The following is a 15,192-nucleotide window of genomic DNA, read 5'->3' on the forward strand; positions in this document are numbered from 1 at the left end:
GCTCACTGCTGCAGAGTTTCCAGCCACAGATCCTGCATCTCGATATCCAGATCCGCATCCGGTGCAGGATATAGCTGTGTCAGCGCCAAATAGTCAGGCTGCTGATCCCAGCGCAGGATGTCTTTCTGCGCATCGGTCAGAACGTCTCCGGCCTTGGCATTTGCGGGCATTCCCCAAAAGCACGAAGACGTCGCCAAACGAGCCTGCCCTTCCGGGCTGGTGATATATTTGATGAACTCAACCGCCAGATCTGGGTTACTGGCCCCTTCAACCACGCCGATGGATTGTGCCCAGCGAACCGCGCCTTCCTTGGGGATGGTCCATGTCAGTTCCGGCTGTTCCGAGGCCAGCACGGCCGTCAGCCACTCACCCCCACCGACAACGATATCCACCTCGCCTGTCGCCAGCGCCGTTTGCGCCGCAACCACCCCCGCGACCGAGGCCGCTCGGCTTCGCATGGTTGACAGCACACCATCGATCTTTGCCAAATCTCCCGGGCCAATCGCATCCGTTGCAATGCCTTCGGCAATAGCAGCCAGCCCCATCACGGGCAGGTAGTAGTCATAGATCGAAATCCGCCCGTCATATTTCTCGGACCAGACACTGGTCAGGCTTTCCATATCCGCGGGATCGACCTTGGCCGAGTTGTATGAGATCGTGTTGTAGCCAAATTTCTCGGTCACGGCATAGGTCACGCCGTCGACTGAGTTGTTTTCGGCCATGACCACTTCGGGGAAGTAATCCGCAGTCGAGATCGCGCCCTCGGGCAGCGGGGCCAGAACACCGGCTTCGACTGCGCGGAACACGTCGATCCCGTCCACCACAAGCACATCCCAGTCGCCGGGTCTGGATTGCTCCAGCAATGCCAGCGCCGCGCCGGTTCCTTCGTATTCGCGAAGGTTGACCTTGACGTTATGTTCCGCCTCAAACGGCGCGATCAGTTCGGGATCAGTATGGTCGCACCACACCAACGCATTCAATTCGCCCTCGGCCCAGGCAGTGCCAGCCATCAAGGCCAGCGTCGACGCGCCAAGGATTTTACGTCCGGTTTGCATTCGTTCATCTCCTGTTGATTACGGATCGCCCGGTTTTTGTGTGGGTCTGTCCGAAAAAACTTGAACAGCCTCATCTTTTAAGTCAACTCTAAATTTGGATTTGTGTTACACGAGGTCGTTTTTCCACATGGCAGGATTACGAGAGCGGCAAAAAGCAGCGCGCGAGCGTCGCATTCTGGAAGCCGCATCCGCGAAATTCCGGTCACACGGCTATCGGTCGGTGAAAATCGAAGATCTGGCAGAAATGGCCGAAGTGTCGGTCGGCACGGTCTACAACTATTATGAGACCAAGGGCGACATTCTGATTGCCACCGTCGCCATGGAGGTCGAAGAAGTCATCGCCGCAGGCGCGCCGATTCTGGCCAACCCACCACAGCGCGTAGACGACGCGCTTCTGGCGTTGATTTATCAATATTACGATCACTCGCTCGAGTACCTATCCAAGGAAATGTGGCGCGCGGCGATTGCCCATTCCATCGAACACCCCAACACACCAAGTGGTCGGCGTTACGCGGAACAGGATCGTCGGCTTGCAGCACAGGTGACCGAATTGATCAGGGTTCTGCAGGGCCGGAAGCTGGTACGCCAGAACCTAATCGCCACAGACCTGGGCACACTAATATTTGGCGCATTAAATCAGGCGTTCATTGAATTCGTCAAACAAGATGACATCACACTCGTTCAGCTCAGAACTCAAATCGCGGCACAGATCGCACCTGTCGCGTCTCTCATGTCAGGAGATGCCCCAGTGACAAATCAATAGGGTTTTTTCGCAAATTTCTTTGAAGGCAACGCAGGTTGAGCAGGAGAATCAATTTTCCTGCATCCTGTGTGAACTGCTGTAACGGGCGGAGTCTGTGCGTGAATTGACCATTGCTGATCTAGCGAAAGGTTTGCATCCCAGCATTAGTCAGATCCGGCGACCACAGGGTCAGCGACGGCACAAAGTTCAGTCGGTGACTTCAGCCAGATGTTCAGTCTTTGGCAGCAAAATCAGACAAAACCAGTGTTTTCTCAAACGGCGTTTTCGCTTGCCTCGTTTAATACCGCCTGCGCTGTAACATCATCAATGACCAAAGTGCTGATATGGCCCCCATTTAGTGCAGCACGTACCGGTTCAGCCTTATCGATACCGGAGGCAACACCAATGCGGATCGGAACTAATTTGGCGTCCTTCAGCGGCAGGCTGACAAGTCTGGAGTTAAGCGCGGTGCTGCACAGCTCACCTTCGCAATCGACCAAGTGCCCAAGCAGTTCCGCCCTGACCCCGCTATCGTAGAGCTGCGACCGGTCCTCTTCGGACAGGGGGTGCGCTTTGTAATAAGTCGCATCCTCTTCGGTTACAGCTCCCAGTCCCAAGAGAGAGACATTTGCGTTCCGCGCTTGGGTGAGCACATCGCTCACTGCACGCACTGACAGCAGAACATCTCGTTCGTCCTGCGTATCAGCATGTAAGGGCGCGTGGATCAGGGTTGCCGAACCTCCCAAACCGTCGGCGATACGGGTCGCGATGTGGTTCACATCGGTATAATGCTGGCCTTGCACCCCTCCGGTCATTGGCACCACGACATTCGACGCTGCTCCGCCCGGCTTCAAATGGTCCGCGACGGCGCTGAGCGTTTTGCCGCCAGATATTGCCAAAACGTCGGTGGGTCCAAGAATATGCTGCAGATGCTGCGCCGCCGATTTTCCGACCTGATCCAGCGTGATTTCAGCGTTTTCGGTTACGGTGTTGACCACAAGGCAAGCGGACAGCGGCCAGCGCTCCTTCATCTGGCGTTCCAGCTCGAAAAGACGTTGGAACGGGCTGTGGATGCGAAATTCGACCATGCCCATCTCGCGGCCCTGCTTGATCAGCCGGTTCACCTTGGCCGTCGACAATTTCAAGCTGTTGGCAATGTCAGCCTGAAGCAGCCCCTCTTGAAAATGCAGGGTCAGGACACGGGCGATCAGGCGCAGCGTGTCGGGATCGGGTCCGGATGCGTTCAATTTTCACTGTCCCTTCTGCTCACCAAATGGTTCGATGCCGCCGCCAGCAACAACGCGGTGCCAACGACCAGAGTTTGGAAATAGGCGGGCACCAGTGTCAACATGCCCACAGTCAAAGACATGATGATCAGCGCCCCGATAAAGGATTTCAGAACCCGCCCTTCGCCGCCGCTGAAGGCTGTACCACCCAACAGAACCACAAGTATAGCGGTTAGTTCCATCCCGTCGCCCGACAGTGGGTCGCCCAGCGACATAAAGCTGGACCGCGCAATGCCCGCCAGCGCCGCACAAACCCCGACCAGCACATAAAGCAGGATCACCGTCCGCGCCGTATTGATACCTGACAATTTCGCAGCCGTCGGATTGCCCCCGGTTGCAGCGGCGTATTTGCCCAGTTTCATCCGATCCTGCGCGATGATCATTGCAATCGTAACCAGTATGGCCACCCAAAAGGCCCACGGCAGACCAAACAGCACACCATCTCGTCCATAATCGTTGAACCAACTGGGCATTTTCAGGTCGCCGCCGGATTTGATCGCCGAAACACCATCCTCAACCAGCAACAATGCGATGCCTTTATAAAGGCTTAGGGTGATCAGCGTGGCGATGACTGGCGTGATCTTTAATTGGATCACAAGAAACCCGTTAATAGCCCCCAGCAGAACGCCCAATACAACGGTCGCAACAAAAGCCGGCAGGAAAGGTACCCCGTTGATTACGAGCATAGCATAGACAACCGCGCTCAGGCTCATGGCGCTGCCCACGGACAAGTCGATATAGCCCGAGATCATCAACAACGTGAACGCCCCGGCCAGCGTCAGGATCGGTGCCGAAATACGCAGGATGTTGATGATATTGCGCTCACTCAGGAAGTTGCCACGCTCGAACAGGGGAAACTTGTCCAGATTGGCGGTGCTTAGAACAACCACAACAAGGATCAGGACCAGATAGATGTAATAGTCCTTGAGGAACCGTTTTACACGATCGCCAGAACTGGGGTTTTGGGTCAGATCGGTCATTATGCATGTCTCCGGGCCAGAGCCCAAGTCTGAGCCATGATTGCGATGAACACCGCGATGGCCTTGAGGGTGATTTGCCAGTCAGGCGAAAGAACCAACCCGGTAGCCGCAGACGTCACGGTCGCCAATATGATTGCTCCAAAGAACATCCCGATCACTGACCCGAACCCGCCTGCAATTGCGACGCCACCCAACAGCGAGATGACCAGCGCGTCAAACTCCATCAGCATGCCACGGTTTGAGAACCCGGATTTGAATTCCGAGGCCAGCAAAATGCCAACAGCTCCGGCCATGGCCGCGCTGAACAGATACAGCTTGATGACATGCCGCGCGTTATCGACTCCCGAAAGCCGCGATGCGACAGGGTTGGCTCCGATCAGATAGGTCAACCGGCCAAACACCGTCTTGCGTTCTACAAAAACGGCCACAAGGATCAGGACCGTCATAAGCACAACCGGCAGTTTGATCGAAGTGCCGAACATGGTCATGTTCCCCAGCACACCGAAATCTGACGGCAGGTTTGTGTTACGTTGCGAGCCTTGCGTGACCACCTGCGCGATCCCCCGCGCCAGCATCATCGTGCCCAGCGTGACGATGATTGACGGCACCCGCAGCGCGACAACAAATACCGCATTGATTGCCCCGATCAGCATTGCGCCGATCAGGGCGCAGACCATCGCCAGCCAAGTCGGCATTCCCCAGCCCGAGGACAAAGCGTTCGCACCTTCGGTCGACTGCGCAAACCACACGGCCAAAACACCCGACAGTGCGACGATGCCTCCGACTGACAGGTCAAAGTTCCCCGAAACCAACAAGAACGTCACACCGACCCCGAGTGAGATCACCGCCCAGTTGTTTGTCACCAGGTTCACAACGTTCTGAAACTGAAAGAAATTCGGCACCAGAATGGAGGCTAATAGGAACAACGCCACCGCAGCTCCGGCGACAAGCGACGTGATGAACATCTCATCACTTAACCTGTTGTCCCGTGCGGCCAGCCTGCGGCCCGCAATTGCTTGGTCGGTCATGGCTTCTTTCCGCCTCCGCCGGTTACGACATTCAGAATCTGAGGAATATCGACCTCTGCTTCGTTTTGGATTTCAGCTTCAACCCGCCCGTCATACATCAGGAACACCCGGTCGCAGATGCCCAACACCTCTTCCAGTTCGGATGAAAAGATACAGATCGCGCGACCATTATTGGCCAGATCGCGGATCAGATCATAAATCTCGGACTTTGCCCCGACGTCGACGCCGCGTGTTGGTTCGTCCAGCAGCAGCATATCTGCATCCGCGAACAGGCACTTGGACAAAACGACCTTCTGTTGGTTCCCACCCGAAAGCTTTTCGGCGTACTTCTCAATCGAATTGGTCGCGATCCCCAGTTTACCGACATATTCCCGGGCAACTTCCTTTTCGCGTTCATCCTTAAACACACCGAAACTGGCAAGCTTGCGGATGTTCATGATCGGAATGTTGCGCCGGATCGTCAGTTCCGTGAACAGACCTTGCGTGCGCCGCTCTTCGGGGACCAGAGCAATCCCTGCCGCGATGGCCTCTTTCGGCGAGGAGGGACGTTTTCGGCCTAGAAAATCAATCTGCCCGTCCGCTTTGTCGGCCCCGTATATGGCGCGCGCCACTTCGGTCTTGCCCGCGCCAACGAGGCCATAAAAACCAACGATTTCGCCTTCATTCACATGAAATGAAACGTCCTTCAGAAGGTGATTGCTAAGCCCTTTGACCGTTAGCACCGGTTTGTCGGCAATTTCACCACGCGGTTCGTAGTCATGGGTTATCGCGCGCCCCACCATCATCTCTATCAACTCGGGCCGGCCGTTCACGTCCGCCAGAGGTTTGGTGGCGATGTGCTTGCCGTCACGCATGACGGTGACGTTGTCGCCCAGCTCAAAAATCTCATCCAGCTTGTGCGAGATATAGATGACCGTCACGTCCGAGTCCCGAAGCCTGCGGATTACTCCGAACAGGCGCTCGACCTCGCGTTCTGACAAGGCGGCGGTGGGTTCATCCATGATGATAATACTGGCCCCTGATGAGGCCGCGCGGGCAATCTCGACAATCTGTTTCTGCGCCACACTCAGCGATGAAACGCGCGCACTGGGGTCGATCGTCGGTTCAATTGCCGCGAGTGTTTTAGTCACCCGCTCCTCTAGATCGGACTTGACCAGGAAACCAAGCCGACTGGCCTCCATCCCGAGGGTCAGGTTTTCCAAGACAGTCAGTTGATCAACAACGTGCAGTTCCTGAAACAGCGTGCCAATACCGCTTTCGCGTGCATCCTGCGTGCTGCTAGGCGCATGATCACGACCCAGAATGGCCATTGATCCGCTTGTCGGGGCAAGCGCGCCTGTCAGCATCTTGACGATAGTTGACTTCCCCGCCCCATTCTCGCCGACCAGGCAATGCACCGTATTCCGGTCAATATCGAACGACACGGTGTCCACGGCGCGTACACCGGGGTAGTCCTTGGTCAGATCCCTGACGGACAGAGCTTTTTCCTGTGCATTGTCGGCAAAGGCAGTCTGCACGATCATTCCCTTTATTTTCGCAAGACAACAGTGGCAGCGAACTGGTCGCTTCCATGGGCCAAGCTTATCTGATTTTGAATAGGTTGCTACCAACGCCGGCCTCAGTAGGGAGGACGAGGTTACGACGTTGGCAGCAATTAAAGAACCAACCGGGCTGATCAGGTCAAAAGTCGGGTATTAGGCCTGATCGCAACGATAGGTTCGTCAGGGTCGGTTAGCCGCCGAACTGGTCCTTAAGCCACTGTTCTGCCTCATCTTTCGGCATCGACCAGTAAGATACAGTGTAGGCCTTATAGAAGAACTCCTCCGCTGTGTCTGAGGTTGGTGCGACCTTGCCATCCAGAACATCCATGATCAGGTCGATGCGGCCTTGTGCGGTTTCAACCGGCGGCAGGCCCATCGAGACTTTCAGACTGGAATTCGGATCATAGACCTGCTCGAATTCGACCGAGTCAAAATCGACGCTTGCCACGATTTCAGTCAGCGGTTTGCCGTTGTCGAACTTGCCACGACCCAGTTGCGCCAGGCCGGCCATAGTACCGACGGTCAGGTTAGAGGCTTCGGAATAGATCAAGTTCACCTCGGGCCGTTGGGTCAGCAGGTCGACAATGATCTGCTTGGCCGCTTCCTGACCCTTGCTGGAATCCAGCGCGCCCAGGTTTTCAGCGTCAGGATCAACCGAAAGCACACCTTCAGCAAAAGGCGCTGTCCGACCCGAGTTTACCTCGGTGTGGTTCGGCCAACCCAGTTGCACCATGACGATCGACTTGTCAGGATGTGCCTCTTTCCACGCTTTGGCCATCTGTGCGCCCATTTCGAACGACACTGCGGCTTCATCGCTGCGTGCGGTCGGGATGCCCGTGTCGGTGATCGGGCTGAAGAACGAGGTCATGACAATATCGTCGGCCAACGCGTCTTCGACGCCGGGCGTCGCGGCCTCAGCATCCCAGATGTGCAGAGTGGCTGCATCAAAACCGCCGGCGGCGATCTGGTCGACATTTTGAGTCATGACAGCAGAATCTGCCTGGCCGTCAAAGACCACAACCTCTGCACCATATTTTTCTTTTGCATAGCGCTCGGCCTCGGCCGCCTGAGATTGGTGAAATACGTTCGACAAGTCGGACACAAAGAATGCGATCCGCTTCCCATCATCAGCAAAAGCCCCGGCCCCACCAACAAAAGTCAGTGTCGTGGCCAGCAGACCCGCCTTGAGTACATTCCTCCGCTGCATTTTCATCTCTTCCCTTTTTGTTTCCTCCAGAGCGCGGCTGATCTGAAACAATAGGCATCAGAGCCGCAATTCCAGCCCGAACCTCTCCTCAGGAATCGATGCTGAAATATATTACAGTTTATGTTATTATTATCATTTTGCTTGCCTAGTCAACTGTTTTTGGCGCCCGATAAGCTTAAGAAATTTGTGGATCCGCTATTGCAATAATCTCATAAATACTTGAAAATAAACACATAAAGTTCATTCTCTTTAGAAGGGCGTTGCAGCACAGACGTATCCTGGTCAGCACAATGGTGACCGAAAAGAAAAATGCTCTGAATCACTGTTAGATTTTGGTGAAAAGAATCCCGCCGAGCTTACAGCTTCGCCAGCTTCTGAACGGAAATTCGCGCTTTTCCCTTCACGATTTCTTTGAACCGGACCATGTGCGGCATGCGCCCGTGACTGGTAATCGCCTCACCCCCGGACCAAATCTCGTGGATCAGAAATTCGGTCTTCTTGTCGGGTGATAAGAACACATCATAGCCCCGGTTACCTGCCTCTTGACGACTGGCATTTGCGAGATCTTCGATTGCGGTGCGCACCACTTCTGACTGGCCCTCTTCCGGCTCGATGCGCGCGATGATCACAATCTCCGACATGTCTCAGGCCCTGTTGCGGATCATGTCGGCCGCTTTCTCAGCGATCATAACAACAGGAGATGCAGTGTTGCCCGAAACGATTTTCGGCATGATTGACGCATCAACAACCCGAATCCCCCCAAGGCCATGCACTCTGAGATCCGTACCCACTACCGCCGATGCATCAGACCCCATCTTACATGTCCCGACTGGGTGGAAGATCGTGGTGGCAATGTCACCAACACCTTTCACAAGATCCTCTTCGGTTTCCATGGCTGGACCCGGCAGAACTTCCTCGGGCTGATAAGGCTTGAGGGCATTCGCCGTCATGATCATCCGCGCCTGGCGCACTGATTTCGCGGCAACACGCTTGTCATTGTCCGTGGACAGATAATTCAAACGGATATCGGGCTGGTCCGAGGTATCCGCTCCCTGAATATGGCAGGTTCCAATACTCTCAGGGCGCAGATTGCAGACCGAAACGGTAATGGCCGGAAACGGATGCAACGGATCGCCCAGTTTGTCAGTGGACAAGGGTTGAACGTGATACTCCAGATCGGGCGTCGCCAGATCAGGGTTGGATTTGGTGAACATCCCGAATTGACTGGGTGCCATGGACATCGGCCCCGATTGCGTTAACCCGTATTGCAGAGCGATCTTCGCCTTGCCGACCAACGAGTTAGCCATCGTATTCAGCGTTTTCGCGTTCTGTACTTTGAACACGGTGCGGATTTGCAGATGATCCTGAAGGTTCTCACCCACGCCTGTGCTTTCGTGATGCACAGCAATGCCATGTTCGGCCAACACATCACCTCGGCCAACACCCGAGAGTTCCAGAATTTTGGGAGAGTTGATCGCCCCGGCGGCCAGCAAAACCTCGGCCCCTGCGAAGGCATCATAGCGAACGCCTTTTTGCTGAAAGCAAACGCCTGTCACTCGCTTACCGTCGAACAACAACGTCTGTGTTTCTGCATGAGTCATTACGCGCAGGTTCGGGCGTTTCATCGCCGGGCGCAGAAAACCTTTCGCTGTATTCCAGCGCACGCCTTTGCGTTGGTTGACCTCGAAGAACCCGGTGCCTTCGTTACTGCCATCGTTGAAATCCGCGCGTGGTTGAATGCCAAATTCCTTGGCCCCTTCCTGCACAGCCTTCAGGATATCCCATTCCAAACGCTGCTTTGAAACCTTCCACTCACCACCTGAGCGGTGCATCTCACTGTCGCCCGCATGGTGATCCTCGGACTTCAGAAAATAGGGCAGCACGTCGTCCCATCCCCAACCGGCATTGCCCAGTTGACGCCAATGATCGTAGTCCTCCGCCTGCCCCCGCATATAAATCATGCCATTGACCGAGGTGCAGCCGCCCAGAACCTTGCCGCGCGGATAGACCAGGGAACGCCCGTTTAGCCCCGGCTCAGCAGCGGTTTTCATCATCCAGTCAGTGCGCGGATTGCCAATACAATAGAGGTAGCCAACGGGGACATGGACCCAGTGGTAATTGTCCGATCCGCCCGCCTCTAGCAGTAAAACCCGCGTCTTGGGGTCTTCAGTCAGGCGGTTTGCCAGAACACAGCCCGCCGTGCCTGCACCGACGATAATATAGTCGTATTCGCCATCAAGTTTCCGGGCGTGTGTCATGAAATTCTGGTCTTTCTGGTTAGAATGCGACGACAAGTTTGCCGATCATGCGACCGGTTTCGATGAGCGCGTGAGCCTCTTTCAGCGTTTCCGCTGACAAGCCGTTCAGTGTTTTTTGTTCGGTCGTTCGGATGATCCCGTCATCGACCATACTGGCAACACGAGCCAAAATCTGCCCCTGCCGAGCCATATCTGCCGTTCCAAACAGCGAACGGGTGAACATCAGTTCCCACATCAGAGCAGCGGACTTGCCCTGCAATGCCGAGATATCCAGCTTTTCCGACGTTTCGACAATGGTTCCAATGCGGCCCTGCGGCGCGATCAGTTCACACATGGCATCCCAATGCTGTGCGGTGTCGGCGTATTGCGTGATGTAGTCCACGGTTTCATGCCCTGCGGCCTGCACCTCGGCGATCAGATCGCGATGGTTAACCACCTGATGCGCACCCATGTCCTTGCACCAATCGACCGTTTCAGGGCGAGATGCAGTGGCGATCAGATTCAATCCAGTCAGCCTACGTGCAAGTTGCAGGGTAATCGAACCCACCCCGCCGGCCCCGCCGATAACCAGCAGGCTGGCCGGCGTTTCATTTGTGGGAACTTGCAATCGGTCAAACAGTATTTCCCACGCGGTCAGCGACACCAAGGGCAAAGAGGCCGCCGCGGCGGGGCCCATCGACTTCGGAGCAAGTGATGTGATGCGATGATCGACCGCCTGCAACTCAGCATAAGACCCTGGGCGATCGGCATCGCCAGCATACCACACCCGGTCACCTTTGGTGAATCCTGTAACGTCGGGGCCCATATCAAGCACAATACCTACGGCGTCATATCCCAGAATGAACGGCTCGGCATGGTCCTGCTCGGCTGCTGTTCGGATGCGGCGCTTGGCATCTGCGGGATTGACCGAGATTGCCTCGACCTCGACCAGCAGATCGTTGGGTCGAAGAACCGGCTCTGGCAGGTCGACATCCATCAAGCTGTCAGGCGCGTCAATTGGAAGTGATTTCAGAAATCCCACGGCTTTCATGCTGATTTCCTTTCGGTTGAAGTTTGAGCGCTGTCCCAAAACCCGCGCATGGCTTCGATAAGCGCAAGGTACTGCGCGTAGCGGTTATCGTAATGGGCTTTCATGTCCGCATTCGACTGGAACTCGGCCTTGCGGCGGGTCATCTGACCGATGGCCTCTTCGTAGGAGCCGTACGCGCCCGTTGCCACCGACACACCAATCGCCGCACCCAAAGCACCAGTTTCCTGCGCTTCGGCCACATAGATCGGTACACCAAGGCAATCGGCGAACATCTGCGGCCAGACAGGGCTGCGCGAGCCACCGCCAGACAGAACCGCCTGATCAAAACTGACGCCTGCGGTTTTCAGAACCTCGATATGGCGGCGGTGCTCGAACAAAACACCCTCGAACAAGGCGCGCAACATGTGGCTTTCACCGTGCCAGCCCGCAACACCATAAAACCCGCCCCGGAACGACGCCCCCTGCCCCGAACCATAAAGGAACGGATGGAAGAACGGGTCATCCGCCGCAGGGGTGACCTCGGCCACCTTGTCATTGCAGAACCCAAAAGGATCGTCGTGATGCGCGCCGCGTTCGACGAATTCACGCACATACCATTCAAGATTGGCGGCCGACGTCGCGCTGGCCTCGATGTTCACGAACCGGTTGGGGCCAAAGCCCGACACCATGAACAGATCATCGTTGACGGCAGGTTTGTCCGAAAACACCTGATTGATGCTCCAGGTTCCTGCTATGATCGACGCCTCGCCCGCACGCACGACGCCCGAGCCCATTGCGCTGGAGACCACATCGAAATAGCCCCCAATCACCGGTGTGCCTTCGGCCAGGCCGGTTGCTGCGGCGGCCTCGGCGCTGACGGTTCCGGCGATATCCGCCGGGTCGATCAAGCGCGGGAGCATCTCGCGCGCGTCTTCCAAACCGTAAAGCGCCAACAGTGTGTCGTCATAGGTGCAGTCCGGCATCCGGGTCAGACCACTGCCCGACATGTCCGATATCTCGCTGACCTGCTCATCTGTCAGCTTGTAGGTAATGAAATCCTTGCACAGAAGCACAGTGCCGGTCTGTACATAAATCTCGAGCTGGTGGCGTTTGATCCAAGCCAGCAGAACCGGGGTTTGCGACGGCCACGGTTTTTGCAAACACAGCGCGTGCAGAGCATCCCCTGCGGCTTCGGACAATTCCTCGGCCAGACCGGCAGCGCGCGTGTCAAGCGACTGGATGCCGACAAGCGGTTCACCCGCCTTGTCCAGCAGGTACAGCCCGTTGCCATGCCCGGCACAACCGACGCCAATAATCTGATCCGACGTGACCCCGGCCTTGTCGATGCAACCAGAGATCACCTGCCGTGCATTGGCCCAAAGCTCATTCAGGTCACGCTCCACATGTCCCGGTTGCGGGGTCGAAGACTGACCGTCCAGCGCCTGCATCGCCACGGGCTGCCCGTTTAGGTCGAAGAGCACGGCCTTGATGACCGTATTCCCCGCATCCAGGCCCAATATGTATTGGTTGTTAGCCACGGTTATAGATATCCCACGCTTCTTCGCCGCTGGCCTTATCATGGATCATCGCCATCAATGCTGCCACAACCGCCTTGGGATTGTCGTGCTGATAGATGTTGCGGCCATAAACCATCCCTTGCGCACCCTGCGCGATCAGTGCCGCCGATTTCATCAACACGTTCTTCAGTTCTTCCTTACCACCGCCGCGCACCAGAACGGGCACGCGCGCAGCCTCAATCACGCGGTGGAAGTCCTCGGGGTTTTCGGTTGGGTCTGCCTTGATGATATCAGCCCCCATTTCCGAGGCCAGTCGCACCAACGTCACGATCTTCTCGGCGTCACCATCCACCTGATAACCACCGCGCACTTCATTGGGCAGCATGACCAGAGGTTCGATCATCAACGGCATACCGTATTTGTGACAGGCCACGCGCACCTTGCTGATGTTCTCGACGCACTGACGAAACAGTTCAGGCTCGTCCGGCAGCATGAACAGGTTGACGACAACGGCGGCGGCGTCCATTTCCAGTGCGCCGATAATCGGCTCGTCTGCGTTTTGCAGCATCGACCACATCACCCGGTGGCGCTGATCGTTATAGGGGTTGCCCATGTCGATCCGCATCACCAGCGCGGGCTTGTCCTTTTCGGGGCGCAATTGCAGCAGGTCGGCTTGCCCATAGGCACACTGAATGGCATCCGGCTTGGCCCTAATCAGCGTGTCCATGACACCCGCCATATCCTCAAGCCCGACCATAAAGCTGGGCTCATTGCAGACCCCGTGGTCGATCGCCACGTCCAGACATCCGCCATTGGTAAACATCCGGTTCATTCGGGCTTTGGTACTTACACGCATTCTGTTCTCCGTTCCTTGTTTCGTGCGGTTAGAGTTTCGGCGGACACGCCGTAATACTCGGACAATTCATGTATAAGCGTTTGGGTCTGATCAGTGATTTCCTGCGGGCTGATACCGCGTTCGGCGGCCACAAGAGTTCCCAACTGGCCCAGCAGCGCATCCGAAATCTGCCCTGTGATCGCCAAAGCGGTCCGGCGCAGGACGATATCAGACAGGGTTTCGACAAATTCCGTGCGCAGCAGCCAAATAATCTCGGCCTCGGTATAAGGGCAGCCAGCCAACAGTGGCGTATCCTTAACCGATTGGCAGAACTGTCCCACATCGTCGGCGTGCGTGCCGTAATGTTCCATCAGGTGCAGCGCGCGGTCGGGCGAAATGTGAAAGTCCTCGACCAGCCTGTTTTGCAGCGTTTTCGCATCATCGGGAAACTGTGCTCCGCCCCCGATAGGCAATCCAAGGGTCGACGTCTTACGCGGTTTTTCAAGCGCGGCCAGAACCTTATCCGTGGTCTGTTCACCAAATGCGCGGAAGGTCGTCCATTTACCACCAACCATGCAGAACTGCGGCACCGATCCGTCCAGCCGCGTCGTGTAATGACCACGCGAAATCCGACCGGTGAAATCCTGATCACTGTGCGGCAGCGGGCGGATCCCGCTATAGCTGAACACAACCTGTTTGGCAGCGATCTGAATCTCAGGAAATACCAACCGCAGTGAACCGAGAATATAGTCGAACTCTTCCGGCTCACATCGCACGCGCGTTGCTTTGTCGACGCGAATATCGGTTGAACCCGCCAGCACCTTTCCCTGATAGGGAAACACGATACAGACCCGCCCGTCGGTATTTTCGAAATAGACCATATGACCGCCAAGCGCCTGCAACAGCGCCGGGTTGTCGATGATCAGGTGCGAACCCTTGGTGCCCGAGACCATCTGCTGACTGGCTTCGCCGCCCAGGCTGCGGACTGTATCATCCAGCCAGGCACCAGTGGCATTCACGATCACCTTGGGCTGAACTGGCAATTGCTGACCGCTGCGCCGGTCTGTCACAGCATAATCTTCACCGTCCCGCGTCATTTCGGCATAGTTCAAAGCTATGCAATCAGGCGCGGCGATCTGCACATCGCGGATCATTTCGACACACAGACGTTCTGGATGCGTGATCTGCGCGTCATAATACACGGCTGATCGAGTGGCCTTGGGCGTTAGCTCAGGCCAGTCGCTGCGCGTTCGCCCTGCGCTGTTGAAATGATGCTTTGGCAGGATACGCCGCTTGCGCGTCACCCAATCATACAGCGACAACCCCAGCTTGATCGGCATCGCACCACGACTAGAGGGTTTGCCCTGCCAACCGACAAAACTGGCCACCGCGTTTAACATACCCGAAAACACCGAAGTGATCGGAATGACCGTCGGCAAAGGCCGCACCATATGAGGAGCGTTCAACAGCAGTGCATCGCGTTCGCGCAGCGACTCCTGCACCAGATCGAATTCGCCATTCTCTAGGTAACGCAATCCACCATGGATCATCCGCGACGGCGCGGCGCTGCACCCCGAGGCAAAGTCGTTGCGCTCAACCAGCAAGACCCGCAGCCCCTGCAAGGCCAAATCCCGATAAACTCCAATCCCGTTTATGCCCCCGCCGATAACCACGGCGTCAAAAACAGCGTTCTCGTGCAGCTTTGTCAGGCATTGTTGTCTTTGTTCTGACATG

The 15,192-nt window shown here is 56.2% G+C and carries 13 protein-coding genes; 1 reads left to right on the forward strand and 12 read right to left on the reverse strand.

The annotated features are described in order from the left end of the window. Positions 1–2 precede the first annotated feature (2 nt). Positions 3–1,055 (reverse strand): extracellular solute-binding protein, encoded by a 1,053-nt coding sequence (locus GOX73_RS19440; protein ID WP_171126952.1) that lies wholly within the window; start codon positions 1,053–1,055, stop codon positions 3–5. Positions 1,056–1,182: 127 nt separating this feature from the next. Here GOX73_RS19440 and GOX73_RS19445 point away from each other — a divergent pair, with 127 nt between their 5' ends. Next, entirely contained in the window at positions 1,183–1,818 is a 636-nt protein-coding gene (locus GOX73_RS19445; RefSeq protein WP_171124731.1) for a TetR/AcrR family transcriptional regulator, read from the forward strand. 251 nt (positions 1,819–2,069) lie between these two features. On the opposite strand, the gene GOX73_RS19450 is transcribed toward GOX73_RS19445, so the two are convergent. The 11 genes from GOX73_RS19450 to GOX73_RS19500 all read right to left on the reverse strand — a co-directional run bounded on the left by GOX73_RS19450 (position 2,070) and on the right by GOX73_RS19500 (position 15,191). Further along, positions 2,070–3,044: a sugar-binding transcriptional regulator gene (locus tag GOX73_RS19450; protein ID WP_171124733.1), complete on the reverse strand. Its 975-nt coding sequence runs from the start codon at positions 3,042–3,044 to the stop codon at positions 2,070–2,072. Next, complete coding sequence (locus GOX73_RS19455) at positions 3,041–4,063, reverse strand: ABC transporter permease (protein WP_171124735.1); 1,023 nt, start codon at positions 4,061–4,063, stop codon at positions 3,041–3,043. Before GOX73_RS19455 ends, GOX73_RS19450 begins: the two co-directional genes overlap by 4 nt. After that, positions 4,063–5,091 carry an ABC transporter permease gene (locus tag GOX73_RS19460; protein ID WP_171126953.1) on the reverse strand — a complete coding sequence of 343 codons (1,029 nt, stop codon included), beginning with the start codon at positions 5,089–5,091 and terminating at the stop codon, positions 4,063–4,065. The genes GOX73_RS19455 and GOX73_RS19460 overlap by 1 nt, the downstream gene beginning before the upstream one ends. Beyond that, on the reverse strand, positions 5,088–6,614 hold the full coding sequence (locus GOX73_RS19465) for a sugar ABC transporter ATP-binding protein (RefSeq protein WP_171135067.1): 1,527 nt from the start codon (positions 6,612–6,614) through the stop codon (positions 5,088–5,090). The genes GOX73_RS19460 and GOX73_RS19465 overlap by 4 nt, the downstream gene beginning before the upstream one ends. A gap of 208 nt (positions 6,615–6,822) precedes the next feature. Continuing rightward, positions 6,823–7,839: a substrate-binding domain-containing protein gene (locus tag GOX73_RS19470; protein ID WP_217351022.1), complete on the reverse strand. Its 1,017-nt coding sequence runs from the start codon at positions 7,837–7,839 to the stop codon at positions 6,823–6,825. A gap of 356 nt (positions 7,840–8,195) precedes the next feature. Then, the gene (locus GOX73_RS19475) at positions 8,196–8,480 is read right to left on the reverse strand and encodes a putative quinol monooxygenase (protein ID WP_171126955.1); all 285 of its coding nucleotides are present in this window, start codon (positions 8,478–8,480) and stop codon (positions 8,196–8,198) included. 3 nt (positions 8,481–8,483) lie between these two features. After that, positions 8,484–10,097, reverse strand: coding sequence for a GMC family oxidoreductase (locus GOX73_RS19480; protein ID WP_171126956.1), 1,614 nt, complete (start codon positions 10,095–10,097; stop codon positions 8,484–8,486). Positions 10,098–10,116: 19 nt separating this feature from the next. After that, entirely contained in the window at positions 10,117–11,127 is a 1,011-nt protein-coding gene (locus GOX73_RS19485; protein ID WP_171124747.1) for a zinc-binding alcohol dehydrogenase family protein, read from the reverse strand. Next, positions 11,124–12,644: an FGGY-family carbohydrate kinase gene (locus tag GOX73_RS19490; protein WP_171126957.1), complete on the reverse strand. Its 1,521-nt coding sequence runs from the start codon at positions 12,642–12,644 to the stop codon at positions 11,124–11,126. Before GOX73_RS19490 ends, GOX73_RS19485 begins: the two co-directional genes overlap by 4 nt. Beyond that, positions 12,637–13,479 carry a class I fructose-bisphosphate aldolase gene (locus tag GOX73_RS19495; RefSeq protein ID WP_171126958.1) on the reverse strand — a complete coding sequence of 281 codons (843 nt, stop codon included), beginning with the start codon at positions 13,477–13,479 and terminating at the stop codon, positions 12,637–12,639. Before GOX73_RS19495 ends, GOX73_RS19490 begins: the two co-directional genes overlap by 8 nt. Continuing rightward, entirely contained in the window at positions 13,470–15,191 is a 1,722-nt protein-coding gene (locus tag GOX73_RS19500) for a glycerol-3-phosphate dehydrogenase/oxidase (protein ID WP_171126959.1), read from the reverse strand. The genes GOX73_RS19495 and GOX73_RS19500 overlap by 10 nt, the downstream gene beginning before the upstream one ends. Position 15,192 lies beyond the last annotated feature (1 nt).

It is taken from the genome of Ruegeria sp. HKCCD7221 (assembly GCF_013031225.1).
Classification (GTDB): Bacteria; Pseudomonadota; Alphaproteobacteria; order Rhodobacterales; family Rhodobacteraceae; genus Ruegeria.

Excerpts from the sequence above, each read along its gene's own strand:
- GOX73_RS19500 (WP_171126959.1), bottom strand. The coding sequence starts at position 15,191 with ATGTCAGAACAAAGACAACAATGCCTGACAAAGCTGCACGAGAACGCT.
- GOX73_RS19495 (WP_171126958.1), bottom strand. The coding sequence starts at position 13,479 with ATGCGTGTAAGTACCAAAGCCCGAATGAACCGGATGTTTACCAATGGC.
- GOX73_RS19440 (WP_171126952.1), bottom strand. The coding sequence starts at position 1,055 with ATGCAAACCGGACGTAAAATCCTTGGCGCGTCGACGCTGGCCTTGATG.
- GOX73_RS19455 (WP_171124735.1), bottom strand. The coding sequence starts at position 4,063 with ATGACCGATCTGACCCAAAACCCCAGTTCTGGCGATCGTGTAAAACGG.
- GOX73_RS19485 (WP_171124747.1), bottom strand. The coding sequence starts at position 11,127 with ATGAAAGCCGTGGGATTTCTGAAATCACTTCCAATTGACGCGCCTGAC.
- GOX73_RS19460 (WP_171126953.1), bottom strand. The coding sequence starts at position 5,091 with ATGACCGACCAAGCAATTGCGGGCCGCAGGCTGGCCGCACGGGACAAC.
- GOX73_RS19475 (WP_171126955.1), bottom strand. The coding sequence starts at position 8,480 with ATGTCGGAGATTGTGATCATCGCGCGCATCGAGCCGGAAGAGGGCCAG.
- GOX73_RS19480 (WP_171126956.1), bottom strand. The coding sequence starts at position 10,097 with ATGACACACGCCCGGAAACTTGATGGCGAATACGACTATATTATCGTC.
- GOX73_RS19445 (WP_171124731.1), top strand. The coding sequence starts at position 1,183 with ATGGCAGGATTACGAGAGCGGCAAAAAGCAGCGCGCGAGCGTCGCATT.
- GOX73_RS19470 (WP_217351022.1), bottom strand. The coding sequence starts at position 7,839 with ATGCAGCGGAGGAATGTACTCAAGGCGGGTCTGCTGGCCACGACACTG.
- GOX73_RS19465 (WP_171135067.1), bottom strand. The coding sequence starts at position 6,614 with ATGATCGTGCAGACTGCCTTTGCCGACAATGCACAGGAAAAAGCTCTG.